The 25,572-nt window shown below is 59.6% G+C and carries 22 protein-coding genes and 2 tRNA genes; 15 read left to right on the top strand and 9 right to left on the bottom strand.

Annotated elements, in window-relative coordinates; translation table 11 throughout:
* Positions 1-624 precede the first annotated feature (624 nt).
* The 4 genes from MO767_RS26420 to MO767_RS26435 all read right to left on the bottom strand — a co-directional run bounded on the left by MO767_RS26420 (position 625) and on the right by MO767_RS26435 (position 4,305).
* Complete coding sequence (locus tag MO767_RS26420; RefSeq protein ID WP_282482940.1) at positions 625-1,023, bottom strand: putative zinc-binding protein; 399 nt, start codon at positions 1,021-1,023, stop codon at positions 625-627.
* A gap of 74 nt (positions 1,024-1,097) precedes the next feature.
* The gene (locus MO767_RS26425) at positions 1,098-1,772 is read right to left on the bottom strand and encodes a Crp/Fnr family transcriptional regulator (RefSeq protein WP_282482941.1); all 675 of its coding nucleotides are present in this window, start codon (positions 1,770-1,772) and stop codon (positions 1,098-1,100) included.
* An 86-nt stretch (positions 1,773-1,858) separates the two neighbouring features.
* Entirely contained in the window at positions 1,859-2,506 is a 648-nt protein-coding gene (gene narL / locus MO767_RS26430) for a two-component system response regulator NarL (RefSeq protein WP_129444700.1), read from the bottom strand.
* Positions 2,503-4,305 carry a HAMP domain-containing protein gene (locus MO767_RS26435; protein WP_282482942.1) on the bottom strand — a complete coding sequence of 601 codons (1,803 nt, stop codon included), beginning with the start codon at positions 4,303-4,305 and terminating at the stop codon, positions 2,503-2,505. Before MO767_RS26435 ends, narL begins: the two co-directional genes overlap by 4 nt.
* Before the next feature lie 305 nt (positions 4,306-4,610).
* Here MO767_RS26435 and MO767_RS26440 point away from each other — a divergent pair, with 305 nt between their 5' ends.
* The 12 genes from MO767_RS26440 to MO767_RS26495 all read left to right on the top strand — a co-directional run bounded on the left by MO767_RS26440 (position 4,611) and on the right by MO767_RS26495 (position 21,028).
* Positions 4,611-5,915 carry a nitrate/nitrite transporter gene (locus tag MO767_RS26440; protein WP_282482943.1) on the top strand — a complete coding sequence of 435 codons (1,305 nt, stop codon included), beginning with the start codon at positions 4,611-4,613 and terminating at the stop codon, positions 5,913-5,915.
* Complete coding sequence (locus MO767_RS26445) at positions 5,893-7,290, top strand: NarK family nitrate/nitrite MFS transporter (protein ID WP_282482944.1); 1,398 nt, start codon at positions 5,893-5,895, stop codon at positions 7,288-7,290. The genes MO767_RS26440 and MO767_RS26445 overlap by 23 nt, the downstream gene beginning before the upstream one ends.
* Before the next feature lie 69 nt (positions 7,291-7,359).
* Entirely contained in the window at positions 7,360-11,133 is a 3,774-nt protein-coding gene (locus MO767_RS26450) for a nitrate reductase subunit alpha (RefSeq protein ID WP_282482945.1), read from the top strand.
* 1 nt (position 11,134) lies between these two features.
* Positions 11,135-12,673 (top strand): nitrate reductase subunit beta, encoded by a 1,539-nt coding sequence (gene narH, locus MO767_RS26455; protein WP_282482946.1) that lies wholly within the window; start codon positions 11,135-11,137, stop codon positions 12,671-12,673.
* Positions 12,674-12,675: 2 nt separating this feature from the next.
* The gene (gene narJ, locus MO767_RS26460; RefSeq protein WP_282482947.1) at positions 12,676-13,431 is read left to right on the top strand and encodes a nitrate reductase molybdenum cofactor assembly chaperone; all 756 of its coding nucleotides are present in this window, start codon (positions 12,676-12,678) and stop codon (positions 13,429-13,431) included.
* Positions 13,424-14,104: a respiratory nitrate reductase subunit gamma gene (gene narI / locus MO767_RS26465; RefSeq protein WP_282482948.1), complete on the top strand. Its 681-nt coding sequence runs from the start codon at positions 13,424-13,426 to the stop codon at positions 14,102-14,104. Before narJ ends, narI begins: the two co-directional genes overlap by 8 nt.
* A 10-nt stretch (positions 14,105-14,114) precedes the next feature.
* Positions 14,115-15,074 (top strand): peptidylprolyl isomerase, encoded by a 960-nt coding sequence (locus MO767_RS26470; RefSeq protein ID WP_282482949.1) that lies wholly within the window; start codon positions 14,115-14,117, stop codon positions 15,072-15,074.
* 24 nt (positions 15,075-15,098) lie between these two features.
* A complete protein-coding gene (gene moaA, locus MO767_RS26475) occupies positions 15,099-16,091 on the top strand; it encodes a GTP 3',8-cyclase MoaA (RefSeq protein WP_282482950.1) in 993 nt (330 codons plus the stop codon).
* Positions 16,092-16,407: 316 nt separating this feature from the next.
* Positions 16,408-18,423, top strand: a complete 2,016-nt coding sequence (locus MO767_RS26480) for a ribonucleoside triphosphate reductase (RefSeq protein WP_282482951.1) — start codon at positions 16,408-16,410, stop codon at positions 18,421-18,423.
* A 32-nt stretch (positions 18,424-18,455) separates the two neighbouring features.
* Positions 18,456-18,623, top strand: a complete 168-nt coding sequence (nrdD, locus tag MO767_RS26485; protein WP_017338867.1) for an anaerobic ribonucleoside-triphosphate reductase — start codon at positions 18,456-18,458, stop codon at positions 18,621-18,623.
* Entirely contained in the window at positions 18,620-19,315 is a 696-nt protein-coding gene (locus tag MO767_RS26490; RefSeq protein ID WP_046052648.1) for an anaerobic ribonucleoside-triphosphate reductase activating protein, read from the top strand. Before nrdD ends, MO767_RS26490 begins: the two co-directional genes overlap by 4 nt.
* A gap of 93 nt (positions 19,316-19,408) precedes the next feature.
* Complete coding sequence (locus MO767_RS26495; protein WP_282482952.1) at positions 19,409-21,028, top strand: methyl-accepting chemotaxis protein; 1,620 nt, start codon at positions 19,409-19,411, stop codon at positions 21,026-21,028.
* A gap of 33 nt (positions 21,029-21,061) precedes the next feature.
* Here MO767_RS26495 and MO767_RS26500 read toward each other — a convergent pair whose 3' ends face one another.
* The 5 genes from MO767_RS26500 to MO767_RS26520 form a co-directional block, all read right to left on the bottom strand.
* Positions 21,062-22,441 carry a 4Fe-4S binding protein gene (locus MO767_RS26500; protein WP_282482953.1) on the bottom strand — a complete coding sequence of 460 codons (1,380 nt, stop codon included), beginning with the start codon at positions 22,439-22,441 and terminating at the stop codon, positions 21,062-21,064.
* Positions 22,429-23,283 carry an FTR1 family protein gene (locus MO767_RS26505; RefSeq protein WP_282482954.1) on the bottom strand — a complete coding sequence of 285 codons (855 nt, stop codon included), beginning with the start codon at positions 23,281-23,283 and terminating at the stop codon, positions 22,429-22,431. The genes MO767_RS26500 and MO767_RS26505 overlap by 13 nt, the downstream gene beginning before the upstream one ends.
* 22 nt (positions 23,284-23,305) lie before the next feature.
* On the bottom strand, positions 23,306-23,638 hold the full coding sequence (locus MO767_RS26510; protein ID WP_150636922.1) for a cupredoxin domain-containing protein: 333 nt from the start codon (positions 23,636-23,638) through the stop codon (positions 23,306-23,308).
* A complete protein-coding gene (locus tag MO767_RS26515) occupies positions 23,639-24,169 on the bottom strand; it encodes an iron transporter (RefSeq protein WP_008153602.1) in 531 nt (176 codons plus the stop codon).
* Between the two features lie 93 nt (positions 24,170-24,262).
* Complete coding sequence (locus MO767_RS26520; protein WP_282482955.1) at positions 24,263-24,610, bottom strand: hypothetical protein; 348 nt, start codon at positions 24,608-24,610, stop codon at positions 24,263-24,265.
* Between the two features lie 173 nt (positions 24,611-24,783).
* Here MO767_RS26520 and MO767_RS26525 point away from each other — a divergent pair, with 173 nt between their 5' ends.
* The 3 genes from MO767_RS26525 to MO767_RS26535 all read left to right on the top strand — a co-directional run bounded on the left by MO767_RS26525 (position 24,784) and on the right by MO767_RS26535 (position 25,564).
* On the top strand, positions 24,784-25,005 hold the full coding sequence (locus MO767_RS26525) for a DUF3079 domain-containing protein (protein ID WP_033055179.1): 222 nt from the start codon (positions 24,784-24,786) through the stop codon (positions 25,003-25,005).
* Between the two features lie 203 nt (positions 25,006-25,208).
* Positions 25,209-25,282, top strand: a tRNA-Cys gene (locus tag MO767_RS26530).
* 195 nt (positions 25,283-25,477) lie between these two features.
* A tRNA-Leu gene (locus MO767_RS26535) sits at positions 25,478-25,564 on the top strand.
* Positions 25,565-25,572 lie beyond the last annotated feature (8 nt).

Consider the following 25,572-nt stretch of genomic DNA (forward strand, 5'->3'; position numbering starts at 1 on the left):
ATCCATGGCCGGGGGCGGCTACCGCGGCATCCTTGCCGCGGTGCCCACTGCGCAGAACCTGCACTCGGCCTTCCGACGGGGCAGATCAAGATCAAGATCAAAATCAAAAGCGAGGCGGCCCACCGGTCGGCCCTAGATCATCGGCGGCGTACACCAAACCCGCACCTGGCAAAAATCCAAATGTGGGAGTGGGCTCGCTCGCGAAGACGGACTGGCATCCACCATTGATGTCGATTGACACGGCCCCTTCGCGAGCAAGCCCGCTCCCACAGGGGGAATGCGTGCGCTTAAAGAGACAGGCCGGCCGGTAGGCCGCCTCGCTTTTGCAGTACACGCCCCCTCGAGAGGCCGAGTGGAGGTTCTGCGTAGTGGGCAACCCGGCATGGATGCCGGGTTAGCCGCCCGCGGCCATGGATGGCCGATGGCGGTGGGCCCACGGAGCAGGACCGGAGCGAGGGAATGGCGAGCCTAGGCGAGCCACCGAACGAAAGGGGCAAAAGCGCTTTGGTTACTTTGGCGCTTTTCCAAAGTGACTCGCTGTAAAAGCGAAACCAATAGAAGCCGTTACCGCAGGAATGGATATGTACCCCGACCAAAATTATAGGTCAGCGGTTTTGTTGTTCTTCAGGCCATCGCTTCCGGCCGGCTTTCATGCTGCCGAGCATCACTGGCAATCAACTGCCTGATCTCTCCAAACAACTCATCCCCCTGCGCCTGCGTGCAGTCCTCGCCATTGCGTTTGCGCAACCCGTAATGGCTAAGAATCAAATGCACATCCGCGCGCAGCCCATGCTGCTTCAAGCAGTTTTCAACACACTGCAACGGACAACCATCCAACGCAAAAATCCGCCGCCCCGAGCGTGCCTTGTTGACCAACGCCGCCACATGCCCGCCGACCCCGACGATGCAGGACATTTCCGCCAGGCCGCTGCGATCAAGCCGCACGGCCAGGGTATTGGCCAGTTGGGCAACGTTGGAGCAGCCTGAGCAGGAGTAAATCAGGGGCAAGGTTGAACGGGACATGAGCGCTCTCCATGGATGGACTTCTTCAGTGTGCAAGGCCGGTGGCATTGCGCATTGACTGCGGTCAATTCCGTCTACTGGAAGGCCGCGAGATCCTCTTCGGCGAGGATGCTGATATTGCGTCGTTCCATGGCGATCAGGCCGCTGTCCACCAGTCGGTGCAAGATCCGCGAAAAGGTTTCCGGCTGGATACCCAGCTTCGAGGCGACCAGGCGTTTGGACACCTGCAAGACAATCAAACCGCTGACCGGGTTGCGCTCCTGGAACAGAAAATTGATCACCCGCCGGCTCGCGCTGGCCATGGTCAAGGTGTCGATGTCCCGCAGACGCAGGTGCAAGTGCACACTCATGCTCGCCAGGATCGCCAGGCAGACTTTCGGCTGGTCTTCCAGGGCGTTGCGGTAATGGCTGCCTTCGATACTCACCAGCACGCTGTCCTTCAGCGCCGTGGCGCTCACCGGGTAGAGACGGGCCTGGCTGAACAGCAAGGCTTCGGCAAACGTCTGGCCGGGCTGAATGATCTCCACCAGGTTTTCCTGACCTTCGCCGGTAAGCCGGTACAACTTGATCTGGCCGCTGACCAGCAGGAAAAAGCGCTTGGCCGGATCCCCTTGGTGCATGAGCGTGCTGTGACAGCTCAGGCGCTTGAGCATCGCCAGGCCGCAGACTTCCTCGAAGATTTTCTCCGGCAGTTGGCTGAACAGATGGTGACGACGCAGCGTTAAAACGATGGAAGGGTGGGTCAGCATGGCGTACCTCCGCTGACGCTCATAGTAGAGAGCGCCGGCCGGATGACCTATGCCTCTGCCGGCCTACCTCCAAAGAGGCATGCCCCTCAGCCTGCATTGCGCAAGTGCTCCATGGCCCACACCGCCGCCTCGACCCGCGAGCGCAAACCGAGTTTGTGCAGCAGGTTTTTCACGTGAACCTTGACCGTGCCTTCGGTGATGCCCAGCTTGTGCCCGATGACCTTGTTGCTGAAGCCGCTGGCGATGGTTTTCAACACCTGGCGTTCACGCTCGGTCAGTTCCACCACGGTCTGACGCTGCGGTGAGCGCAGCGCCTGGGCCATGACTTGGGTCAGCCCCGGGCTGATCACCAATTCGCCGTTCAAGGCATTGCGGATGTACTGAATCAACAGTTCGGGCTCCATGTCCTTGAGCAGGTAGCCGTCGGCATCCAGGCGCAGTGCATCGCGAATATCGTCTTCGGCATCCGAGACCGTAAACAGCAGCACCTTGCCGGTGTAGTGCATCGCCCGTAATTGGCGCAGGGTTTCAATGCCATTCATCAGCGGCATGTTGTTGTCGAGCAACACCAGGTCCGGTTGCAGCGGCTCGATCAGTCCGAGCGCTTCTTCACCGTTGCTGGCTTCACCGACGATCAGGAAATCGTCTTCGAGCTCGAGCATCTGCCGGATGCCGTGACGCATCATCGGGTGGTCGTCGACCAGCAGTATGGTGTGTTGCAGGGACGGGTTCATGTGACGCTACCTTCTGTTTGCTGCCCGAGAAACTCCGGTTGGAATTCCAGTTGGACGCGGGTGCCTTGCGGCTCCCTGGACACTATTTCGAGTTGACCGCGCAAGCTGCGGGCCCGCTCATCCATGATTTTCAGGCCGTGGTGTTCGCGCTGGTCGACGTCGCCGCTGAAGCCACGCCCGTCGTCTTCGACGATGAGCCTGACGGTTTCACCGTCCTGACGCAGTTGCAGCCAGGCGTTTTGCGCGTGGGCGTGGCGCAGGCAGTTGGAGAGCGCTTCGCGGGTGATCTGCAAGATGTGGATTTGCTCGCTGGCCGATAACTGAAAGGCCAGCGCGTCGACGTGCAGGTGTACCTGGAATTCCCCGCGCCGGGAAAACTCCTCGGCGGTGTCCTTGAGCTCCTGCACCAGTCCCGCATCGTGAATCTGCAGGCGAAAAGTGGTCAGCAACTCGCGTAACTGACGGTAGGCATTGTTCAGCCCTTCGCGCAATTCGGCGGTGACGTTTTCCAGGGTTTCGACCGGTTCGCCACGACGCATCAGGGTCTGCAGGCGGCTGACTTGCAGCTTCATGTAGGACAGGGCCTGGGCCAGTGAGTCGTGCAGTTCGCGGGCAATGATCGTGCGCTCGTCGAGCAGCAGCAGGCGATGATCCTGTTCCCGTTGACGCTTGAGCGAGAGCGAGGTGCCGATCAGGTTGGCCAAGGCCTGGATCAGTTGGGTTTCCCAGGCTTGCGTCGGGTGCCCGTCGACAAAATGCGCCTTGAGTTCACCCAGTTCGCTGCCCTGATTGCTGATGCTGAAGGTTTGCGGGCTGGCTTTATGGTGCTTCTGACACGTGGCGCAATCGCTGCTGGCGCAGACTTCCCGGATGTTCGCACCGTGGAGGGCGAGCAACTGCTGGGCCGGTGCTTGCAATTGCCCTTGCAGACACAGCGACAGGCGCAAGCCGGGCAGGCGCTGCTGGAAGCGTCGGATCAACTCATCCAACCCTTCGGCATTGGCCAGGCGAGTGGCCAGGCTTCGACTGCTTTGGTACAGCAACTCGAGGGCGGCATTGGCTTGTTGCAGGTTCAGGGTTTTTTGCTGGACCTGACTCTCAAGGGTGCGATGCGAGTCTTCGATCGTCTCGGCCATGGCGTTGAAGCTCATGGCCAACTGGCCCAGTTCGTCTTGGGACTGATGGTTGACCCGCACCTTGAAATCGCCGCGACGAAAGCGCTGGGTCGCATCCACCAACTCTTTCAAGGGCATGACGACCCCGTACTGCAATTCGTAGAGCCCAATCAGCAGCACGAACAGGGTGGTGAACAGGGCCAGGCCCTGGATCACCTGTTGCCAGCCTTGCTTCTGTTCGCTTTGGCGCTGTAACAGGTTGACGAACTGGTTCAGTTGTTCAATGAAGGGCAGGGCCTGGCCTTGAAAATAGGCGGCATCACCGCGCTCCAGTGCCGGACGCAAATCCTCGTTCCAGTGTTGCTGGATTTGCCCATAGCTGATTTGCAGGGCGGCGGTCGGGCCATCTTCCAGCACAGCCTTGAGCGACTGGCTGGTGAGACGGGTTTGCAGGCTGTCGGTGATGGCGATGATTTCTTCGCCGGTTGCACCCGCGGCCAGTTTCCAGCTCAGGTGGTAAGTCTCCATGCGCACCGAGCCTGCGGTGTTGATGGCGGCCGCATCGCCTTGGCTGAACCAGGCGATCAGTCCGGCGCTCAACGAACTGGCGAGGGCGAGCACGGCGATCAGGATCACCGCCAGCCCGGCGCGAGCGGGCAGGGAGCTGCGCAACCAGCGGATCATCAGCGCAGGTCTCGGAGAAAGACAGGAAAACAGAGCATGTGCAGCTCCAGGGTGGGGTTTTGCCGCCGATCCCGGGCGCGCTACCTCTAAAGAGTTGTCGACTGATCCTTGTCAGCAAAAACCTTGGCAGGAAACCTTAAGACGCTGATAAACCGCCGGTTTTAGGGTTTTCCTGTACTACCTCCTTAGAGGTAGACCGCACAAGCATAGGCCTATGCCCCCTGGGGCTTCGTTGACATGGATCAAGTTTTTGCGGGGTTCGCCTCTCTAGTCTGCCGCCATGGCTAATTGATTGGAGAGCATTTGTGAACCCACCGCGTGTACGACAAGGCTTGGTGCTGGGCATGAGCACACTGGCCTTCACTGTCTGTTTCATGGTCTGGATGATGTTTGCCGTGCTCGGGGTGCCGATCAAGGACCTGCTCCAGCTAAACGAAACCCAGTTCGGCCTGCTGGCCGCGACCCCGGTCCTGACCGGCTCGCTGGTGCGTTTGCCGCTGGGCCTGCTGACCGACCGTTTTGGCGGGCGCAGCGTGTTCTTCCTGCTGATGCTGGCCTGCGTGACGCCGCTGTACCTGATCAGTCACGCCACTGCCTACTGGCAGTTCCTGGTGCTGGGCTTGTTCGTCGGCCTGGCCGGCGGCTCGTTCTCGGTGGGGATTGCCTACGTCGCCAAATGGTTCGACAAGGAGAATCAGGGCTTTGCGATGGGCATCTTCGGCGCCGGTAACGCCGGGGCCGCGGTGACCAAGTTTCTCGCCCCGGCGCTGATCGCCGCCGGCAGCTGGCAGCTGGTGCCGAAAGTCTTCAGCGCGATCCTCTTTATTACTGCGCTGTTGTTCTGGTTCCTCAGTGCCGAAAACAAGGACCACCGCAGTGCCACCGGCGCCAGTTTGCGTGAGCAACTCAGCTCGCTGAAGGACCCGGCGGTGTGGCGCTACTGCCAGTACTACTCGATCGTCTTCGGTGGTTATGTCGCCCTCGCGCTGTGGATGACCAAGTACTACGTGCAGGAATACGGTTTCAGCCTGCAAAGCGCGGCGCTGCTGGCGGCGTGTTTTTCCCTGCCCGGTGGTGTGTTGCGTGCCGTCGGCGGCTGGATGTCGGATCGCTGGGGTGCGCAAAGCGTGACCTGGTGGGTGTTGTGGGTCAGCTGGATCTGCCTGTTCCTGCTCTCGTACCCCCAGACCCAACTGCAAGTGCAAACGATCAACGGCCCGGTGGATTTCCACATCGGCCTCAATCCCGCGCTGTTCACCGTGCTGCTGTTCGTCATGGGCATCGCCTTCGCGTTCGGCAAAGCCTCGGTCTTCAAGTACATCGCCAACGACTACCCGAAAAACATGGGCGCGGTGTCCGGCATCGTCGGCCTTGCCGGTGGCCTGGGCGGGTTCGTGCTGCCAATCCTGTTCGGCGCCCTGGTGGACCTCACCGGCGTGCGCTCTTCCTGCTTCATGTTGATGTACGGCGTGGTCTGGGTCTCCCTCACCTGGATGTACTTCAGCGAAATACGCAAAAGCGCGGTGCTGGGTAAAGCGCCGCTGCTGACCCCGTCCCCGATTTCCAGCATTGCCCTAGGAGAAGAACATGTCCGTTCTGCAAAAGCCTGACAAAGGCCCGGTCATTCATGACTGGCGCCCCGAGGACCCAGCATTCTGGGGACGTAGCGGCAAACAGACCGCCACGCGCAACTTGTGGATTTCCATTCCTGCGCTGCTGCTGGCCTTTGCGGTGTGGATGGTCTGGAGCACGGTGATCGTGCGTCTGAACGCCATCGGCTTCACCTTCACTACCGACCAGCTGTTCTGGCTGGCGGCGTTGCCGGGGCTGTCCGGGGCGACGTTGCGCGTCTTCTATTCCTTTATGGTGCCGATCTTCGGTGGCCGTCGCTGGACCGCCCTGAGCACCGCGTCACTGTTGTTGCCCTCTATCTGGATGGGCTTCGCCGTGCAGGACCCGAGCACCTCCTACAGCGTGTTCGTGTTGATTGCCTTGCTTTGCGGTTTCGGCGGCGGCAACTTCGCCTCGAGCATGTCCAACATCAGCTTCTTCTATCCTAAGTCGCAACAGGGCACAGCCCTTGGCCTCAATGCCGGGCTGGGTAACCTGGGCGTTTCGGTGATGCAGTTCTGTGTGCCGCTGGTGATTACCTTCGGTGTGTTCGGTTTCATGGGCGGCTCGCCGCAAGCGCTGCCGGACGGCGGTCAGTTGTGGTTGCAGAACGCCGGTTTCATCTGGGTGCCGTTTATTGTCCTGGTGACGGTGCTGGCCTGGTTCGGCATGAATGACTTGTCCAGTGCCCGCGCTTCTTTCAGCGAGCAGGCCGTCATCTTCAAACGCAAACACAACTGGCTGATGTGCTGGTTGTACCTGGCGACCTTCGGTTCGTTCATCGGTTTCTCCGCCGCGTTTCCGTTGCTGATCAAAACCTCGTTCCCTGATGTCATTGCCTTGAAATTCGCGTTTCTCGGGCCGTTGGTTGGCGCTTTGGTCCGTCCTTTGGGCGGCTGGCTGGCGGACAAGCTCGGCGGCGCGAAAGTGACCTTGTGGAACTTCGTGGCGATGATCGTGATGGTCTTCGGCGTCATGCACTTCCTGCCGCAGAACGGTGAGCCCGGCAACTTCTACGGCTATCTCGGCATGTTCATGCTGCTGTTCATTACCACCGGCATCGGCAACGGCTCCACCTTCCGCATGATCCCGGTGATCTTCCGCACCCAGCACGAAAAAGACTCGGCCGGCAAACCACCCGCCGTGCGTGAACAAGCGCTGAAAAATGCCGGCAAAGAGTCAGCCGCGGTCCTGGGCTTCAGTTCGGCCATGGGCGCCTTCGGTGCGTTCTTCATTCCCAAATCCTTCGGCACTTCGATGGCCCAGACCGGCGGCCCGGAGATGGCCTTCTACATGTTCGTCGGCTTTTACCTGAGCTGCATCGTGGTGACCTGGTGGTGGTACGCGCGCAAAGGCGCCGCGACACCCTGCTAAGACGACCCGAATCCAACCATTGCGTGGGCGGGGCACAGAACCCCGCAGCAAGCCTGAGAGGACTACACCGTGAGTCATTTACTGGATCAACTGAAGTTTTTCAATCGCAAGCAAAACGAGTTTTCCGACGGTCATGGCGAGACCCGCAAAGAGTCTCGCGACTGGGAAAACGTCTACCGTTCACGCTGGCAGTACGACAAGATCGTGCGTTCCACCCACGGGGTGAACTGCACCGGCTCCTGCTCGTGGAAGATCTACGTCAAGAACGGCCTGATCACCTGGGAAACCCAGCAGACCGACTACCCGCGTACCCGTAACGATCTGCCGAACCATGAGCCCCGTGGCTGCCCGCGTGGTGCCAGTTACAGCTGGTACATCTACAGCGCCAACCGGCTCAAGTACCCGAAAATCCGCAAGCCGTTGCTCAAGCTCTGGCGCGATGCGCGGCAAACCATGGCGCCGGTGGAAGCCTGGGCCAGCATTGTCGAGGACAAGGTCAAGGCCGACTCCTATAAAAGCAAGCGCGGCATGGGTGGCTTCATTCGCTCCAACTGGGAGGAAGTCAACGAGATCATCGCTGCCGCAAACGTCTATACGATCAAGCAGTACGGCCCTGACCGCATCGTCGGCTTCTCGCCGATCCCGGCCATGTCGATGGTCAGCTATGCCGCAGGTTCGCGTTACCTGTCGCTGATTGGCGGCGCCTGCCTGAGCTTTTATGACTGGTACTGCGACTTGCCACCGGCCTCGCCGATGGTCTGGGGCGAGCAGACCGACGTGCCGGAATCGGCCGACTGGTACAACTCCAACTACATCATTGCCTGGGGCTCCAACGTCCCGCAGACCCGTACCCCCGACGCGCACTTCTTTACCGAAGTCCGTTACAAGGGCACCAAGACGGTCGCGATCACCCCGGATTACTCGGAAGTCGCCAAGCTCACCGACCTGTGGCTGAACCCTAAACAAGGCACCGATGCGGCGCTGGCCCAGGCGTTCAACCATGTGATCTTCAAAGAATTTCACCTGGACAAACCGAGCGCCTATTTCACCGACTACGCCAAGCGCTTCACCGATTTGCCGGTGCTGGTGCTGCTCATGCAAATGGTCGACAAGGCACCAGGCGCCGGTTACCAGCCGGACCGCTTCCTGCGCGCCAGTGACCTGACCGACAACCTCGGCCAGGAAAACAACCCGGAATGGAAAACCATCGCCCTCGATGTCAGCGGCGAACTGGTGTCCCCTCAGGGTTCCATCGGCTATCGCTGGGGCGAGAAGGGCAAGTGGAACATCCTGCCTCGTGAAGGCGGCGAAGGCCGTGAGATCGATCTGAAACTGAGCCTGATCGGCGATGACGTCGCCGAAGTGGCGTTCCCGTATTTTGCCGGCGAGTCCCACGAGCACTTTCAGCACGTGGCCGGCGAAGCCGTGCAATACCGCCGCGTACCGGTGCATAACGTGGTGCTGGCAGACGGCAGCGTGGCCAAAGTCGCCACCGTGTTCGACCTGTCGGCCGCCAACCTGGCGATCGATCGCGGCCTCGGCGGCGAAAACGTCGCCAAGGATTACGACGACGCCTCGGTGCCCGGCACTCCGGCGTGGCAGGAGCAGATCACCGGCGTCAGCCGCGAGAAAGCCATCCAGATTGCCCGTGAGTTCGCCGATAACGCCGACAAGACCAAGGGTCGCTCGATGATCATCGTCGGCGCGGCGATGAACCACTGGTACCACATGGACATGAACTACCGCGGGCTGATCAACATGCTCATGCTCTGCGGGTGTGTCGGTCAGACCGGTGGCGGTTGGGCGCATTACGTTGGTCAGGAAAAACTCCGTCCGCAATGCGGCTGGCTGCCCCTGGCGTTCGGCCTGGACTGGAACCGTCCGCCTCGCCAAATGAACGGCACCAGTTTCTTCTACGCCCACAGTTCGCAGTGGCGTCACGAGAAAATGAGCATGCACGACGTGCTCTCGCCATTGGCCGATAAATCACAATTCCCTGAGCATGCCCTGGACTACAACATCCGCGCCGAACGCGCCGGCTGGTTGCCCAGCGCACCGCAACTCAACACTAACCCCTTGCACATTTGCCGCGACGCGGCTGCGGCCGGCATGGACCCGAAAGATTACGTGGTCAAGTCGCTGCAGGACGGTTCGCTGCGCTTCTCCTGCGAACAGCCGGACAGCCCGGTCAACTTCCCGCGCAACATGTTCATCTGGCGTTCCAACCTGCTGGGCTCCTCGGGCAAGGGCCACGAGTACATGCTCAAGTACCTGCTGGGCACCAAAAACGGTGTGATGAACGAAGACATCGGCCAGGTCGGCGACTGCAAACCCGAAGAAGCTGAATGGGTGGACGAGGGCGCCATCGGCAAGCTCGATCTGGTCACCACGCTGGACTTCCGCATGTCCTCGACCTGCGTCTATTCCGACATCGTGTTGCCGACCGCAACCTGGTACGAAAAAGACGACATGAACACCTCGGACATGCACCCGTTCATTCACCCATTGTCGGCGGCCATCGACCCGGCGTGGGAATCGCGTTCCGACTGGGAAATCTACAAAGGCATCGCCAAGGCGTTTTCCAGCATGTCCGAAGGGCATCTGGGCGTTGAGAAGGACCTGGTGACCATCCCGCTGATGCACGACAGCGTCGGCGAACTGGCCCAACCCTTTGGCGGCACCGACTGGAAAAGCGACGGCGTGGCACCGGTGCCGGGTAAAAACGCACCGAACCTGCACGTGGTCGAGCGTGACTACCCGAACATCTACAAACAGTTCTCGTCCCTCGGGCCATTGCTGGAGAAACACGGCAACGGCGGCAAAGGCATCAACTGGAACACCGAAGACGAAGTGAAATTCCTCGGTGAACTCAATCACAATGAAGGCGATGCCGGCATCAGTCACGGCCGTCCGAAAATCGACACGGCCATCGACGCCGCTGAAGTGATTCTGTCCCTGGCACCGGAAACCAACGGCCAGGTCGCCGTCAAAGCCTGGGCCGCGCTGTCGGAATTCACCGGCATCGATCACAGCCACCTGGCGCTGTCCAAGGCCCACGAGGCCATCCGTTTCCGCGACATTCAGGCACAGCCACGCAAGATCATTTCCAGCCCGACCTGGTCGGGGCTCGAAGACGATCACGTCAGCTACAACGCCGGTTACACCAACGTTCACGAAGGGATTCCATGGCGCACCATCACCGGTCGCCAGCAGTTCTACCAGGATCACCCGTGGATGCAGGCGTTCGGCGAGCAACTGATGAGTTATCGGCCGCCGGTCAACACCCGCACCATCGAAGGGGTGAAAGGCAAGCGCAGCAATGGCGAGATCGAAATCGTCCTGAACTGGATCACGCCACACCAGAAATGGGGCATCCACAGCACCTACAGCGACAACTTGCTGATGCTCACCCTCAGCCGTGGCGGGCCGATTGTCTGGCTCTCGGAGAACGACGCAAAACGCGCCGGTATCGAGGACAACGACTGGATCGAGTGCTTCAACATCAACGGTGCACTGACTGCCCGTGCGGTGGTCAGCCAACGGGTCAAGGACGGCATGGTGATGATGTACCACGCCCAGGAACGGATCGTGAACGTGCCCGGTTCGGAAACCACCAAGACCCGTGGCGGTCACCACAACTCGGTCACCCGGGTAGTGCTCAAACCGACCCACATGATCGGCGGCTATGCCCAGCAGGCCTACGGTTTCAACTATTACGGCACCGTCGGTTGCAACCGTGACGAATTCGTCGTGGTGCGCAAAATGTCCAAAGTCGACTGGCTCGATGGTTCAAGTGGCGATGACCTGCCGCGTCCACTGCCGACCGATATCGAGGAGAACTGAGATGAAGATTCGCTCACAAATCGGCATGGTTCTGAACCTGGACAAATGCATCGGTTGCCACACCTGTTCGATCACCTGCAAAAACGTCTGGACCAGCCGCGAAGGCATGGAATACGCCTGGTTCAACAATGTCGAATCGAAACCCGGGATCGGCTACCCGAAAGAATGGGAAAACCAGGACAAGTGGAAGGGTGGCTGGATCCGCAATGCCAACGGCACGATCAACCCGCGCATCGGCGGTAAATTCCGCGTGTTGGCGAACATTTTCGCTAACCCGGATCTGCCGAGCCTCGACGACTACTACGAACCGTTCGACTTCGATTACCAGCACCTGCACACCGCGCCGCTGGGCGAGCATCAACCTACCGCGCGCCCGCGTTCGCTGATCTCCGGCAAGCGCATGGAGAAAATCGAGTGGGGCCCGAACTGGGAAGAAATCCTCGGCACCGAATTCGCTAAACGTCGCAAGGACAAGAACTTCGACAAGATCCAGGCGGACATTTACGGCGAGTACGAAAACACTTTCATGATGTATTTGCCGCGCCTGTGTGAGCACTGCCTCAACCCGACGTGCGCAGCGGCTTGCCCGAGCGGGGCGATTTACAAGCGTGAAGAAGACGGCATCGTCCTGATTGACCAGGAGAAATGCCGTGGCTGGCGGATGTGCATCAGCGGCTGCCCGTACAAGAAGATCTATTTCAACTGGAAAAGCGGCAAGTCCGAGAAATGCATCTTCTGCTACCCGCGTATCGAAGCCGGGATGCCGACCGTTTGCGCGGAAACCTGCGTTGGGCGCATCCGCTACCTCGGTGTGCTGCTGTATGACGCCGACCGCATCAGCGAAGTGGCGAGCACCGCCAATGAGCAGGACCTGTACGAGAAACAGCTGGAGATCTTCCTCGATCCAAATGACCCGGGGGTGATTCGCCAGGCCCTGGCCGATGGCGTACCGCAATCGGTGATCGATTCGGCGCAACGTTCGCCGGTCTACAAAATGGCCGTGGACTGGAAACTGGCACTGCCGCTGCACCCGGAATACCGCACCTTGCCGATGGTTTGGTATGTACCGCCACTGTCGCCGATCCAGAACGCCGCCACTGCCGGCACCGTCGGTATGAACGGGGTGATCCCTGACGTCGACAGCCTGCGTATTCCACTGAAGTACCTGACGAACCTGTTGACCGCGGGCGATGAAAAGCCGGTCAAGCGTGCGCTTAAACGCTTGCTGGCGATGCGCGCCTACAAACGTTCCGAGCAAGTCGACGGCGTCCAGGATCTGCAAGTGCTGGCGGATGTCGGCCTTAGCGTGACCCAGGTCGAGGAGATGTATCGCTACCTGGCGATCGCCAACTATGAAGACCGTTTCGTGGTGCCGAGTGCCCACCGTGAAGACGCCATGAGCGACGCCTTCGCAGAGCGCTCCGGGTGTGGTTTCAGTTTCGGCAGCGGCTGTAGCGGCAGTTCCGACACCAACATGTTCGGCGCCAAGAAAGCCAACCGCCGCGACATTCTGAAAACCGTCCAGTTGTGGGAGGAATGAGCATGCAAATTCTCAAAGTGATTTCGTTGCTGCTCGATTACCCGACCGAAACACTGATTGGTGGTCGCGACGAACTGGAGCAAGCGATCATCCAGTCGCGGGAAATCAGCCCGACGCAGCGCGGTGCGTTGTTCGAATTGCTCGAGCTGATCTGTGCCAATGACCTGATGGACGGGCAGGAGCACTACGGTGCGCTGTTCGGTCGTGGGCGCTCGCTGTCGCTGCTGCTGTTTGAACATGTGCACGGTGAATCCCGCGACCGTGGTCAGGCGATGGTCGACATGATGGCGCAATACGAAGAAGCCGGTTTTGCCATCGGCGTCAAAGAGCTGCCCGATTACATCCCGCTGTACCTGGAGTTCCTCTCCACCCGCGAAGACATCGAGGCCCGCGAGGGCCTGGCGGATGTTTCGCATTTGCTGGCCTTGCTCGCTGCACGTCTGGAAGAGCGCGAAAGCGCCTATGCCAGCTGCTTCCGGGCGCTGCTGCAAATTGCCGGGGCCGAGCCGCATCAAGTGGTCGCCGACCTGCGGGCGCAGGTCGCGGCGGAACCTCGCGACGACTCCCTCGAAGCCCTCGACAAGATCTGGGAAGAGGAGGCCGTGGACTTCCTCCAGGCTGAACAGCAGGACCGTTGCAGTTCGCTGCCAAGCGCACCGGGCAAGGCCCGTGAGGAAAGCGCGGTGCCGTTGCACTGGGTGGATTTTCAGCATGAAGGGTTGGCCGCCGTGCCAGCCAAGGAGGTAGGCAATGTCTAAATGGAACCTGTTGTTGTTCGGGGTCTATCCCTACGTCGCCCTGGCGATTTGCCTGATTGGCAGTTGGGCGCGCTTCGATCTGTCGCAGTACACCTGGAAGGCGGGCTCCAGCCAGATGCTCAATCAGCGCGGCATGCGCGTGGCGAGCAACTTCTTCCACATCGGTGTGTTGTTCGTGCTGGCCGGGCATTTCGTCGGCCTGCTGACCCCGGCGTCGATTTATCACCACGTGATCAGCACTGAGAACAAGCAGTTGCTGGCAATGGTTTCGGGCGGGCTCTTCGGTCTGTTGTGCCTGATTGGCTTGCTGATGCTGGTTAACCGGCGGCTCAGTAATCCTCGGGTACGTGCCACCTCCAGTCCTTCGGACATCCTGGTGCTGCTGGTGTTGCTCGCGCAGTTGCTGCTCGGCCTGCTGACCATCGTCGCGTCTACCGGGCACATGGACGGCTCGGTGATGGTGATGCTCGCCGATTGGGCGCAGAACACCGTGCTGTTGCGTCCGGTGGAAGCAGCGGCGGCCATCGCGCCGGTCGGACTGATTTACAAGTTGCATGTGTTTCTCGGTTTGACCCTGTTTGTCCTGTTCCCCTTCACCCGTCTCGTACACATGATCAGTGCACCGATCTGGTACCTGGGGCGTCGTTATCAAATCGTTCGTCAGAAGTACTGAGGAGACAATCATGTCAGGTGGATGTGGATGTGGTGGTGGTAACGGGGGCAGCGGTGGCTGCGGTTCTTCAAAAAAAGCCGAGGACGTTCTCGACATCGCGCCGGTCGCACAGGCGCAGTTTGAAGCCCTGCCGGTTGAGCCCGCAGGGGCCGATGACGCCCCGGCGCAGTTGATCGCCAGCAGTGAACAGGAGTGGCCGATCATCAGCGTCAACGAGGTGTCGATCACCTCGGAAGCGATGGCCCAGGAGCTGCAATATCACCCGGCCGAAAGCCGCGAAGAGGCGGTCTATCTGGCCGCCCGGGCGCTGGTGATCCGCGAGTTGTTGCAGCAGCGCATCACCGAACTCGGTGTGTCGCTGGAAATCGGCGCCGGTGAGAACGAAGAAGAAGCGGCCACTCGCTTGCTGCTCGAACGTGAGGTGAAAGTGCCTCAGTGCGACGAGGAGTCGAGTCTGCGTTACTACGAAAATAATCGCGGGCGCTTCCACAGCGCGCCGTTGCTGGCGGTGCGGCACATCCTGCTCGAATGTGCACCGGACGATGTCGAGGCCCGCGAGCTTGCGCAGGGTCAAGCCGAAGTCCTGCTGCAGCAACTGGATGAGTTTCCCGGCAGTTTCGCTGAGCTGGCCGTGAAATATTCGGCCTGTCCGTCGAAAGCTCAGGGTGGTTCTTTGGGACAGATCAGCAAGGGCCAGACTGTGCCCGAACTGGAGCGTCAGCTGTTCACCCTGGCACCGGGCCTGGCCAGCAAACCGCTGGAAAGTCGTTACGGCTGGCATGTGGTCAGTGTCGATCAGCGAATCGAAGGCATGCCGTTGCCCTATGAAGTGGTGTCGACGGCGATCCGCACACAGTTGCAGCAAGGCGTCTGGCAGAAAGCGCTGGTGCAATACCTGCAAACCCTGATCGGTGCAGCCGATATCCGTGGCATCCACTTGCAGGGCGCCGACTCACCGCTGGTGCAGTGAGCCTTGGGCAAACCGGGAGAAGTGATGAACGCTGTGATGCAGGATGGTTTTGGGCGGCAGATCGATTATCTGCGGATGTCGGTGACGGACCGCTGTGATTTTCGCTGTGTGTACTGCATGGCGAAAAACATGACGTTCCTGCCGCGGCAGCAGGTGCTCACGCTGGAGGAATTGCAGCGTTTGGCAACGTTGTTCGTTGGCCTGGGTGTACGCAAAATCCGTCTGACCGGCGGCGAGCCGCTGATCCGTCCCGGCATTGTCGGACTGTGCCGCAACATCGCCGCCTTGCCCGGTTTGCGCGAACTGGTGATGACCAGCAACGGCTCGCAACTGGGCCGTTTGGCCCGGCCGTTGGTCGACGCTGGGGTCAAGCGGATGAACATCAGCCTCGATAGCCTGGACGGGCAGAAGTTTCGGGCGATCACCCGTAACGGCGACCTCGATCAGGTGCTCAACGGCATTGAAGCGGCGCGGGACGCGGGGTTCGAGCGGATCAAGCTCAACTGCGTGGTGATGAAGGGGCGCAACTTCGATGAAGTCCCGGCGTTGGTGCAGTACGCCATCGACCAGCGCATCGACATCAGTTTTATCGAAGAAATGCCTTTGGGCGACGTCGGTCGTTCCCGGGGCGAATCGTTCTGTTCCAGCGACGAAGTGCGCACGCTGATCGCCAGCCAGCATCGGTTGCTCGACAGCACCGAAAACAGCGGCGGACCGGCGCGCTATGTGCGTCTGGAACGCCATCCCGAGACCCGGATCGGCTTCATTTCGCCCAACAGCCACAATTTTTGCGGCAGCTGCAATCGGGTGCGGATGACTGTTGAAGGGAAGCTGTTGCTCTGTTTGGGTCAGGACGATGCGCTGGATTTACGCGGATTGCTGCGGCGATACCCGCTGGATGACCAACCGGTGGTCAACGCGGTGCAGAAGGCCCTGCGCGGCAAGCCACTGCGCCATGATTTCAGCCCCGACGGGGAGGTGCAGATTGTGCGGTTCATGAACATGAGTGGTGGTTGAACCAATCTGTAAATCACTGCAATTCCAATGTGGGAGCGAGCTTGCTCCGGGCGGCGTTCCGACGATGACGCCAGCACCTTCAACTTTAATGCCGACTGTTCTACCGCTATCGTCGGAACGCCGCCCGGAGCAAGCTCGCTCCCACATTGGATCTTCGCTGATCAAAGAGTTTTTTATCCGCCCCGCATCTGGGGCGGTTTTTTTCGCCGGAAAATCTTGATATCGATCAATTGCAGAACAGCACTTTGTCCGTAGCCTTCACTGCATGTTGTGGTTTTAAGTTTATTTAAGTCTATATGTAGTGTCTGGAGGCCAAATGCAGAGCACGCTGATCGCAGTAGGATGTAACCGCTTGCACAAACGCGATGGCAGTCAGGTTGCCTTCGATGCCGACAAAATCCGTCAGGCATTGATCGCCGCCGGCAAGGCGACGGGGGAGTACGGCGAGGTTGAGGTTGAAGGCTTGCTTCAGGCGGTTTTGGCCAGACTGGAAGGGTTGCCGAGGCTGCATGTCGAGCAAATCCAGGACCGTGTTGAACGGGTGTTGATGGATGCCGGTTTTTTCCTCGCCATGCGGGCCTACATCGTCTACCGCGAACAGCACGGACGCTTGCGCCGCGATCGCCGGACCATGGTCGAAGTGGCAACTTCGATGAACGAATACCTGGACCGTGAAGACTGGCGGGTCCAGGCCAACGCCAATCAGGGTTACTCATTGGGCGGACTGGTGTTGAACGTGTCGGGCAAGGTCACCGCCAACTACTGGCTGGACGAGGTGTACAGCGAGGCCATCGGCCAGGCCCACCGCGAGGCGGATTTGCATGTGCACGACCTCGACATGCTCGCCGGTTACTGCGCCGGCTGGTCGCTGCGCACCCTGTTGCACGAAGGGCTCAACGGTGTACCGGGGCGTGTCGAAGCCGGTCCGCCGAAGCACTTGAGCAGTGCCTTGGGGCAGATGGTGAATTTCCTCGGCACGCTGCAAAACGAATGGGCCGGCGCCCAGGCGTTCAGCTCGTTCGACACCTACCTGGCGCCCTATGTGCGCAAGGATCAACTGAGCTTTCAGGAGGTGCGCCAGGCGATTCAGGAGTTCATTTATAACCTCAACGTGCCCTCGCGCTGGGGCACTCAAACGCCGTTCACTAACCTGACCTTCGACTGGGTATGCCCGCAGGATTTGCGTGAGCAGATACCCGTCATCGGCGGTGAGGAGATGCCGTTTGCCTATGGCGACCTGCAAGTCGAAATGGAGCTGCTCAATCGCGCCTACATCGAGGTGATGCAGGCCGGCGATGCGAAAGGGCGGGTATTCACCTTTCCGATCCCGACCTACAACATCACCCATGACTTTCCGTGGGACAGTGAAAATGCCGACCGCCTGTTCGAGATGACTGCGCGTTACGGCCTGCCGTATTTCCAGAACTTCCTCAATTCGGACCTGCAACCCAATCAGGTGCGCTCGATGTGCTGCCGCTTGCAGCTGGATGTTCGCGAGTTGCTCAAGCGTGGCGGCGGTTTGTTCGGCTCGGCGGAACAGACCGGATCGCTCGGCGTGGTGACTATCAACTGCGCGCGTCTGGGCTATGTGTTCAAGGGCGATACCAGCGGTTTGCTCAAGCGTCTGGACATGCTGATGGATCTGGCGATGGAGAGCCTGGAGGTCAAGCGCAAAGTCATTCAGCACCATATGGATGCCGGTTTGTACCCGTACACCAAGCGCTACCTCGGAACCCTGCGTAACCACTTCTCGACCATCGGCCTCAACGGTATGCATGAAATGCTGCGCAATTTCACCGGCGACGAGGAGGGCATGCACACCGAGCTCGGCCGGCAGTTTGCCCTGAACATGCTCGATCATGTACGCGCCACGTTGCTGCGTTTCCAGGAAGAAACCGGCCACATGTACAACCTCGAAGCGACGCCGGCCGAGGGCACGACCTACCGCTTCGCCAAGGAAGACCTCAAGCGCTACCCCGACATCCTGCAGGCCGGCAGCCCGCAAGCACCGTATTACACCAACTCCTCGCAACTGCCCGTGGGCTACACCGAAGACCCCTTCGAGGCGCTGGAACTTCAAGACGAGCTGCAATGCAAATACACCGGCGGCACGGTCTTGCACCTGTACATGGCCGAGCGGATTTCGTCGACCGAGGCCTGCAAGCAACTGGTGCGCAAAGCCCTTGGCCGCTTCCGCCTGCCGTACCTGACCGTGACCCCGACATTCTCCATCTGCCCGGTGCACGGCTATCTGGATGGCGAACATGAGTTCTGCCCCAAGTGCGACGAGGTCCTGCTGCTGAAAGAACAGAAACTCGGCACCGTTCATTGATTTAGATCCACTCAACTGCAAGGAGCTTCACCATGACTGCATCGCAAACATTACCCCAGGCTCAACGTCAACGCTGCGAAGTCTGGACCCGGGTGATGGGCTATCACCGCCCTGTGTCGGCGTTCAATCCGGGCAAACAGTCGGAGCACCGCGAGCGGGTGCACTTCACTGAAAGCGCGGCGCTGGCCGGGCGCCAATGAGTCGAACGCTTCGGGTCGGGGGCATGGTGCCCCTGACCACTATCGACTATCCGGGACAGCTCGCCTGCGTGCTGTTTTGCCAGGGTTGCGCCTGGCGTTGTCGGTACTGCCATAACCCGCAGTTGATCCCGCCTCGTGGCACAGACGAAGTGGATTGGCGGCGGGTATTGGCGTTTCTGCAACGGCGTCAGGACCTGCTCGATGCGGTGGTGTTCAGTGGTGGAGAGCCCACCTTGCAAGACGGTTTGCTCGGCGCGATGGATGAAGTGCGGGCGATGGGATTTCGCATCGGTTTGCACAGTGCCGGCATCAAGCCCGCAGCGTTCGCCAAGGCACTGACCGGGGCCGATTGGGTCGGTTTCGATGTCAAGGCGTTGCCCGAGGATTGCCAGGCGATCACCCGGGTCGAGGGCAGCGGAACGGCCAACTGGCGCAGCCTTGAGCATCTGCTGGCCAGCGGTGTCGACTACGAATGCCGCACCACGGTGCATTGGCATCTGTTTGAGCCGGCGCGTCTGCTGATCCTCGCCAAGCGCTTGAGCGAACTCGGCGTCAAGCGCTTCGCCGTGCAGTTGGTTCGCACCGAGCGGATGTTCGATCCGCTGCTGCCAAGCGTTTCGGCACAAGCCTTGCTACCAGAGCTGTGGGAGGCCATGCGCGAGTTGTTTCCAGCCTTCGTGTTACGGGGGTAACAGAGGCTGAGGTTTAACGTTTAGCGGTGAGATCCACCATTAGGTTTTCAAATGCGCTGCCAATCGGCAGGTATCAAACGGGGAGCATTTGATATGGCCAAATTAACGACAGCACAACGTATCGTCATCGGTTTTGCAATCGCGCCGCTGGCATTGATGGGCATGGCATTTTACGCGTTGCACGATCTGGCAACGCTCAAAGATCAGGCAGTGGTCATCGTCAAGCAGGACTGGCCGAAGATCGATCCGATCATGGTCATTGCCACCGGCGTGCGCGATAACGCCAGGAACACCCGTGATTTGCTGATCGACAAAGACAATCAGCAAGTGCAGCAATCGATCGATACCACCAAGAAACGGATCACTCAGGCACTCGAAACGCTCGAGCCGTTGTTCTATTTGCCCGAGGGCAAAACCGCTTATGCCGCGCTGAAGAAGAATCGCGAAGCCTACGTGGCGGCGTTCACTCAAGTGCAGGTGTTGATCCGGCAAGGTGCCTTCGATGATGCCATGGCACAGCTGAAACAAAAGGTCGTGCCGGCCGAGCGCGAGGTTTATGGCAGCCTGGATCAGTTGATGGCGCTGCAAGGGAAAATATTCGCCGACCGGGAACAGTCTGCGCAGGAACTGTACAGCGATGCCCGACGCAATATGCTCGGGTTGTTTTTGTTCTGTGTGGCGCTGGTTATTGCTGCTGCGGTGATCGTCACGCGCAGTGTGACCCGTCCATTGGGCGGCGAGCCGGATGATGCCGCACGGTTTTTGAGTCAGATCGCTCAAGGCGATTTGACGATTCAGGTGCCCGTGAACTCAAGTGTTGGCGGCAGCGTGATGATGAACATGCATCAGATGCAGCAAAGTCTGAATGCCATGGTCAGGCACATCGCGACATCGGTGGACCAGGTGGCCAGTTCCTCCGAAGAACTGAGTGCGGTCAGCAGCCAGACCAGCAGTAACCTGCAATTGCAGGGGCTGGAGATCGAGCAGGCGGCCACCGCAGTGAACCAGATGACCGCTGCGGTCGATGAAGTGGCGCGCAATGCGGTCAGCACCTCCGAGGCCTCGCGGCAGTCCGAGCAAACCGCGCAACGCGGGCGTGAGCAGGTTCAGGAAACCGTGGTTTCAATCGGCGCACTGGCCGATGGCGTCACCGACACCTCACAACGCATCGAGCAACTGGCGGGCCGGGTGCAGGACATCAGCAAGGTGCTGGACGTGATTCGCAGCATCGCCGAGCAGACCAATCTGCTGGCCCTCAACGCGGCCATTGAAGCGGCCCGTGCCGGGGATGCCGGACGCGGTTTTGCCGTGGTCGCCGATGAAGTGCGCGCCCTGGCGCATCGCACTCAAGAGTCCACCCAGGAGATCGAGCAGATGATTGGCAACATTCGTCTCGATACCGGCCATGCGGTGACGGCCATGCAAAGCAGCAGCAACCTGGTCCGGGCCACCCTTGAAGTGGCGCAACGCTCGGGGGATGCACTGGATGAGATCACCCGGTCAATCTCGCAGATCAACGAGCGCAACATGATGATTGCCAGTGCGACGGAAGAGCAGGCATTGGTGGCGCGGGAGGTGGATCGTAATCTGATGGGGATTCGCAACTTGTCCGAGCAGGTCTTGCTGGGGGCCCAGCATACTCACACGGCGGGTCACGATTTGGCGCAGATGGCCGGGGCGCTGCACCAGACGGTGGCGCGTTTTAAGGTCTAGGTAATTCGGGCTGGTGGTTGTGGATGAGGGCGCTCAGGACCAGCCCCAGAACTGCAACCACCAGCCGAACCCTACCAAGCCGATGGCGAGTAACAGGCAAGTGCTGCCAGCGCAGCGACGAACCTGAGAAAGGCCTTCGCGGTTAAGCCGTTTCCATCCCAGCAACAAGCTCCAGCCCATCGCGGCCAGTAACAGACCGGCCCTGGCCGGTTGTACCCATTCCAGCAGCAGACCTTCGTAGCGCAGCAATTTCACCGTCGTGGCCGACAGCCCGAGAAACAATCCCGCCCCACCCAAGGGCGTCAGTGTCAGCGCCAGGGGCCAATACAGTGCAGGATCTTGCGCCAGTCGCGCCGTCAGGCGCAGAAGGATCATCAACGCCGTGCCCAACACCATCGAACTCAAACTCAAGTAAGCGACGATGCTGAAACCGTCGAGCCAGCTGAAGCTGTCGTTGAGCTGCGGGTAATGGGTGAGCAGCCACCAGGGCGCGTTGTCTTGCAGCGCCCAGAGTTGGTCGTGCTCGACCAGCCATTCGGCGAGGGTTTGTTTGAGGACGACGAACCATGGGCTGACTGTCCACTGAAAGGCGCCCATCGCCAAACCGATCACACCGAACAGCAATAGGCGCGCGTCCCACGGTGACAGCGTCTGCGCTGTTGCGTGAAGAATCTCCTGATTGCCGGAACGGGCGATCAGTTGAACGGCGCCGCGTTGGCCGCTGCAACGTCCGCAGGCATGACAGTCACTGGCGCCTTGCATGCGACGGATATCGAGCAAGGGTGCGCAGTTGGGCGGCGGCAGGCGCGGTGCGGCGTTTTCCATCCAGCGTTGTTCGTCTACCTGGAAATGCACGGACGCCAGACGGGCAAGCAGGGCGAAGACGCCGCTGACCGGGCACAGGTAACGGCACCAGACCCGCTTGCCCCGGGCGAACAGCAGCCCGACGACGACCGCGGCGACGGTCGAGCCGCCCAGAATCAACAGCGCCGCTTGAGCGTAGTCATAGACGCTGATCAATTGGCCGTAGAGGGTCGTCAGGCAGAACGCCAGGGTTGGCCAGCCGCCCCAGCGCAACCAGCGCGGTACACCCAAACCTTTGCCGTAATGGCTGGCCCATTCGCTGAGTGAGCCTTCCGGGCACAAAACGCCACACCAGAGTCGGCCCAATAGCACAATCGACAGCAGCACGAACGGCCACCAAATGCCCCAGAACAAAAACTGCGCGAACAGGGTCAGGTTGTCGAGTAGCCGTGCCTGGCTGTCCGGCAGCGGCAACACCGCCGGGATCACCAACAGCAACGCGTAGAACAGTACAACGCCCCACTGCATGGCACGAATGACGGGCGCGTGACGACGCATGCCGTCGCCCAGGCGTTGCAACCATCGATTGTGGCGACTCAGCTCAGGCATGGGGCTTTTTCCGCAGCACGTTGACGCAGCCAACCGCCGACGGCCAGCCAATAACCTGCCAGCACCAGTAACGTCATGCCGCTAGGTGTTGCGCGATATCCGGCAAAACCCGCGAGAAAACCACCCAACCCATGGCTGTCACTGAGCAAGGCACTGCTGTCCCAAAGCGCATCACCTACGAGGCTGTACATCACCTCCGGTAAATCCATAGCGAGTAATTGGCCGCCGATTCGCTCGGTGCCGCTGACCAGCAATGCCGCGCCGAGTACCAGCAAAACAGCTTCGCTGATGGCAAAGAATCGTTGCCACGAAATGAACCGGCGACTGCTGTGCAGCAGGGCAATGGTCAGCGCCGACAGTACCAGTCCCATTGCGCCACCGATGGCAAACAAACCGAGCTGCGGACCTCGCAACTGAGCACCGGCGCCATAGAGAAACACCACCGTTTCACTGCCTTCGCGGCTGACGGCGAGCATGGCCAGCAGTAACAGACCTGCGCCACCTTGCCGGGCCAGGTGGCTATCGGCGTGTCGTTGCAAATCGTGCTTGAGCGTGCGCCCGTGGCGGTGCATCCAGCCGACCATTTGCACAATGAGCAGGCTGGCCACCAGCGCGAGCGCGGCCTGGAACCATTCACTGGCTGAGCCGCTCATGGCCTCACCGGCAAACAGAATCAACACCGCCAGCAGGCCCGAAAGCAGCAACCCCAGCACCACACCCGCCCACAAATACTTGGCCAGACGAACGCCCTGACTCTGCTGATTGAGCCAGGCCTGGAGAATGCCGATCACCAGCAGCGCCTCGACGCTTTCGCGCCAGACAATGAACATCGATTGATTCATGAAAACTCCGTGTTTGAACGGGTTATTTCGCGAGGATGCCGCCCTCGGGCAGTTGCGGATTGAACTCGTCGAAGAAGGGGTAGTGACCGGGCCTGAGGGGGTGAATGACCACGAAGGTCGTCACACCAGGCGACAGTACTTTTTCAACCCGCAATGGCGTGCTCTCGAACTCGGCTGGCCCTTGGCCGATATTTTTCAGGACGATTTTGAAGCGCTGTCCGGCCGGAACCTCCAACAGGGCGGGGGAGAAGTGGCCATCGCTCAGGCTCAGCTCGTAGCTGGGTAACTCGGCATGAACCGTCAATGGCACCACTGCTCCGGCCAGCATCAGCCAGGCTATGTGCAGGCGCTTCATTCAATAACCGCCTTTTTTACCAATGCCGGCGTAGATGAACTCATAGTGCAATTCGCAGCGTTCAAACCAGGGGGCTACGCCGGTTTCCTTATCGGTATGGCGGCCAAGGGACCCATGACCGCCGGGTGGCAGGACGGTGAAGGTCAGCTGATATTTGCCTGGACCGAGCAGTTTTACATTGTCGCCATAGTGCGGACCGTCATTGGCGACCATGGCGTGGAAATCGCCTTTGAGTTCGTTCTCGTTGCCCTGTTTTTTCAGGTTGAACGAGACATTGAGGTAAGGCACGAAACTGCCTTCCTGAAAGCCCTGTCGATTGTCCGCCGTGGCGCGAATGTCGGCTTCCAGATGCACATCGGAATCCGCGGTGGCGCGCATCATGCCGGCAGGCGCCATCTCGATCGGCTGCAAATACACCGCCCCGACTTCCAGCCCCGGACACAACTGGGGTTCCCCGATCGGGTATTCCTTGGCCTGAGCCAACGGTGTGAGCAAGAGCAGGGCGAGTGACAGCGAAAAGGTCGTACGCATGAGGTCTTCCTGGGCACTAACGAGTAGGAGCCCGAGTGTAGGAAGCTTTCCTGCGAATAATAATGATTGGTATCAAGTTTTCAGCGATTAAGGCTATGACCGGGAGCGCTTTCGAAATCGCTCAGCGCGGTCGACGCTGTCGCTCATCTGCGCAGCCGCGTGAATCGTCAGAGGATGCTGGGTGAAGCCGGGCCTGGGTGAAATGTAGGCGGCCATTTCGCGGGCGACGGCTAACTGTTGATCTGAACCTTGCGTCAGTAACGCGATGACCAGGTTTTCCAGGGCAATCACCCGGACACGAAGGTGGACCAGTTCTACATTGGTCAATTCGGGGGGAGAGGAAAATGCTTCAGCATCGAGTGAGTTTTCTGCGCCTTCATCATCCCAGGTCGACAATCGAATAGGGGTCTGTTCTCCGGCAGGTGTTTTTTTACCAGGCATAAGAAGCTTCTCCAGGTGTTTTTATGTGACTGCCCAAGGACCGGGAAAACGCTATGACGTAGCTGATTTCCCGGCATGACAAAAGCTTAGCCGTACCTTGATCCGTATCAAGGTCACTTTTGCCCGAGCAATGTAGGTTGGAGGCACATCCTAGAGGCGAACCGGGGATCGACATGGCCAAGAATTTTCCCATCAGCCCCAAGCATCCCGAGCGCATTTGCTGGGGCTGCGACAGATACTGTCCAGCCAACTCCCTGGCGTGCGGCAATGGCTCCGACAGGACCATGCATCCGGCCGAAATGATCGGAGACGATTGGTATCTGCATGGGGACTGGGGCATTGAACCGTTGATAGCGGTAGAAGACGTGACGGACGATCCCGGCCTGAAGGGCTGAGCAACCCCTTTAAACATAGAAACCACCTGACGGAATTTTTTTTGAAATCAAGGGGTTGCCAGCCTCGGGAAATCAGTACATAATTCACGCCATCGAAAGCACTGACCGCTGAAAAAGCTCAATGTTTTCAAGGGGTTAGATCATGAATCTTACTCCAAGTTTGTACGCGTTTGATGTTGTGCTACATGACATCAGATGTTTGAGGCCGAGTAGCAAAATGGTTATGCAGTGGATTGCAAATCCACCTACGCCGGTTCGATTCCGACCTCGGCCTCCACTTTAAACGAGCTCCGTAGATCTATGATTTACGGAGCTTTTTTATTTGTACTGTCCTGCAAGATTTAGTCTTGAAAAGGGCAGTCGCGAACTTGCTTCGCCGGAGCGGGATGTATATATTTCCCCCTCTGCTGCACAGGCGTCAGAACTGCCAGATCGTTATTTGACAGTCTTCAGACTGCTTCACCGCGCTACCGCCCGAATGGCGAAACTGGTAGACGCATGGGACTTAAAATCCCCCGCTCGTAAGGGCGTGCCGGTTCGATTCCGGCTTCGGGCACCATGAATATC

Source organism: Pseudomonas sp. UYIF39 (genome assembly GCF_029963765.1).
Classification (GTDB): Bacteria; Pseudomonadota; Gammaproteobacteria; order Pseudomonadales; family Pseudomonadaceae; genus Aquipseudomonas.

What these genes read in the sequence shown, in the direction of transcription:
- MO767_RS26480 (WP_282482951.1), top strand. Translation starts at nt 16,408, where the DNA reads ATGCAGAGCACGCTGATCGCAGTAGGATGTAACCGCTTGCACAAACGC.
- narI (WP_282482948.1), top strand. Translation starts at nt 13,424, where the DNA reads ATGTCTAAATGGAACCTGTTGTTGTTCGGGGTCTATCCCTACGTCGCC.
- narH (WP_282482946.1), top strand. Translation starts at nt 11,135, where the DNA reads ATGAAGATTCGCTCACAAATCGGCATGGTTCTGAACCTGGACAAATGC.
- MO767_RS26495 (WP_282482952.1), top strand. Translation starts at nt 19,409, where the DNA reads ATGGCCAAATTAACGACAGCACAACGTATCGTCATCGGTTTTGCAATC.
- MO767_RS26505 (WP_282482954.1), bottom strand. Translation starts at nt 23,283, where the DNA reads ATGAATCAATCGATGTTCATTGTCTGGCGCGAAAGCGTCGAGGCGCTG.
- MO767_RS26515 (WP_008153602.1), bottom strand. Translation starts at nt 24,169, where the DNA reads ATGCGTACGACCTTTTCGCTGTCACTCGCCCTGCTCTTGCTCACACCG.
- MO767_RS26490 (WP_046052648.1), top strand. Translation starts at nt 18,620, where the DNA reads ATGAGTCGAACGCTTCGGGTCGGGGGCATGGTGCCCCTGACCACTATC.
- MO767_RS26425 (WP_282482941.1), bottom strand. Translation starts at nt 1,772, where the DNA reads ATGCTGACCCACCCTTCCATCGTTTTAACGCTGCGTCGTCACCATCTG.
- MO767_RS26500 (WP_282482953.1), bottom strand. Translation starts at nt 22,441, where the DNA reads ATGCCTGAGCTGAGTCGCCACAATCGATGGTTGCAACGCCTGGGCGAC.
- nrdD (WP_017338867.1), top strand. Translation starts at nt 18,456, where the DNA reads ATGACTGCATCGCAAACATTACCCCAGGCTCAACGTCAACGCTGCGAA.
- MO767_RS26520 (WP_282482955.1), bottom strand. Translation starts at nt 24,610, where the DNA reads ATGCCTGGTAAAAAAACACCTGCCGGAGAACAGACCCCTATTCGATTG.
- MO767_RS26435 (WP_282482942.1), bottom strand. Translation starts at nt 4,305, where the DNA reads ATGATCCGCTGGTTGCGCAGCTCCCTGCCCGCTCGCGCCGGGCTGGCG.
- MO767_RS26510 (WP_150636922.1), bottom strand. Translation starts at nt 23,638, where the DNA reads ATGAAGCGCCTGCACATAGCCTGGCTGATGCTGGCCGGAGCAGTGGTG.
- MO767_RS26445 (WP_282482944.1), top strand. Translation starts at nt 5,893, where the DNA reads ATGTCCGTTCTGCAAAAGCCTGACAAAGGCCCGGTCATTCATGACTGG.
- MO767_RS26420 (WP_282482940.1), bottom strand. Translation starts at nt 1,023, where the DNA reads ATGTCCCGTTCAACCTTGCCCCTGATTTACTCCTGCTCAGGCTGCTCC.
- narJ (WP_282482947.1), top strand. Translation starts at nt 12,676, where the DNA reads ATGCAAATTCTCAAAGTGATTTCGTTGCTGCTCGATTACCCGACCGAA.
- moaA (WP_282482950.1), top strand. Translation starts at nt 15,099, where the DNA reads ATGAACGCTGTGATGCAGGATGGTTTTGGGCGGCAGATCGATTATCTG.
- narL (WP_129444700.1), bottom strand. Translation starts at nt 2,506, where the DNA reads ATGAACCCGTCCCTGCAACACACCATACTGCTGGTCGACGACCACCCG.
- MO767_RS26525 (WP_033055179.1), top strand. Translation starts at nt 24,784, where the DNA reads ATGGCCAAGAATTTTCCCATCAGCCCCAAGCATCCCGAGCGCATTTGC.
- MO767_RS26470 (WP_282482949.1), top strand. Translation starts at nt 14,115, where the DNA reads ATGTCAGGTGGATGTGGATGTGGTGGTGGTAACGGGGGCAGCGGTGGC.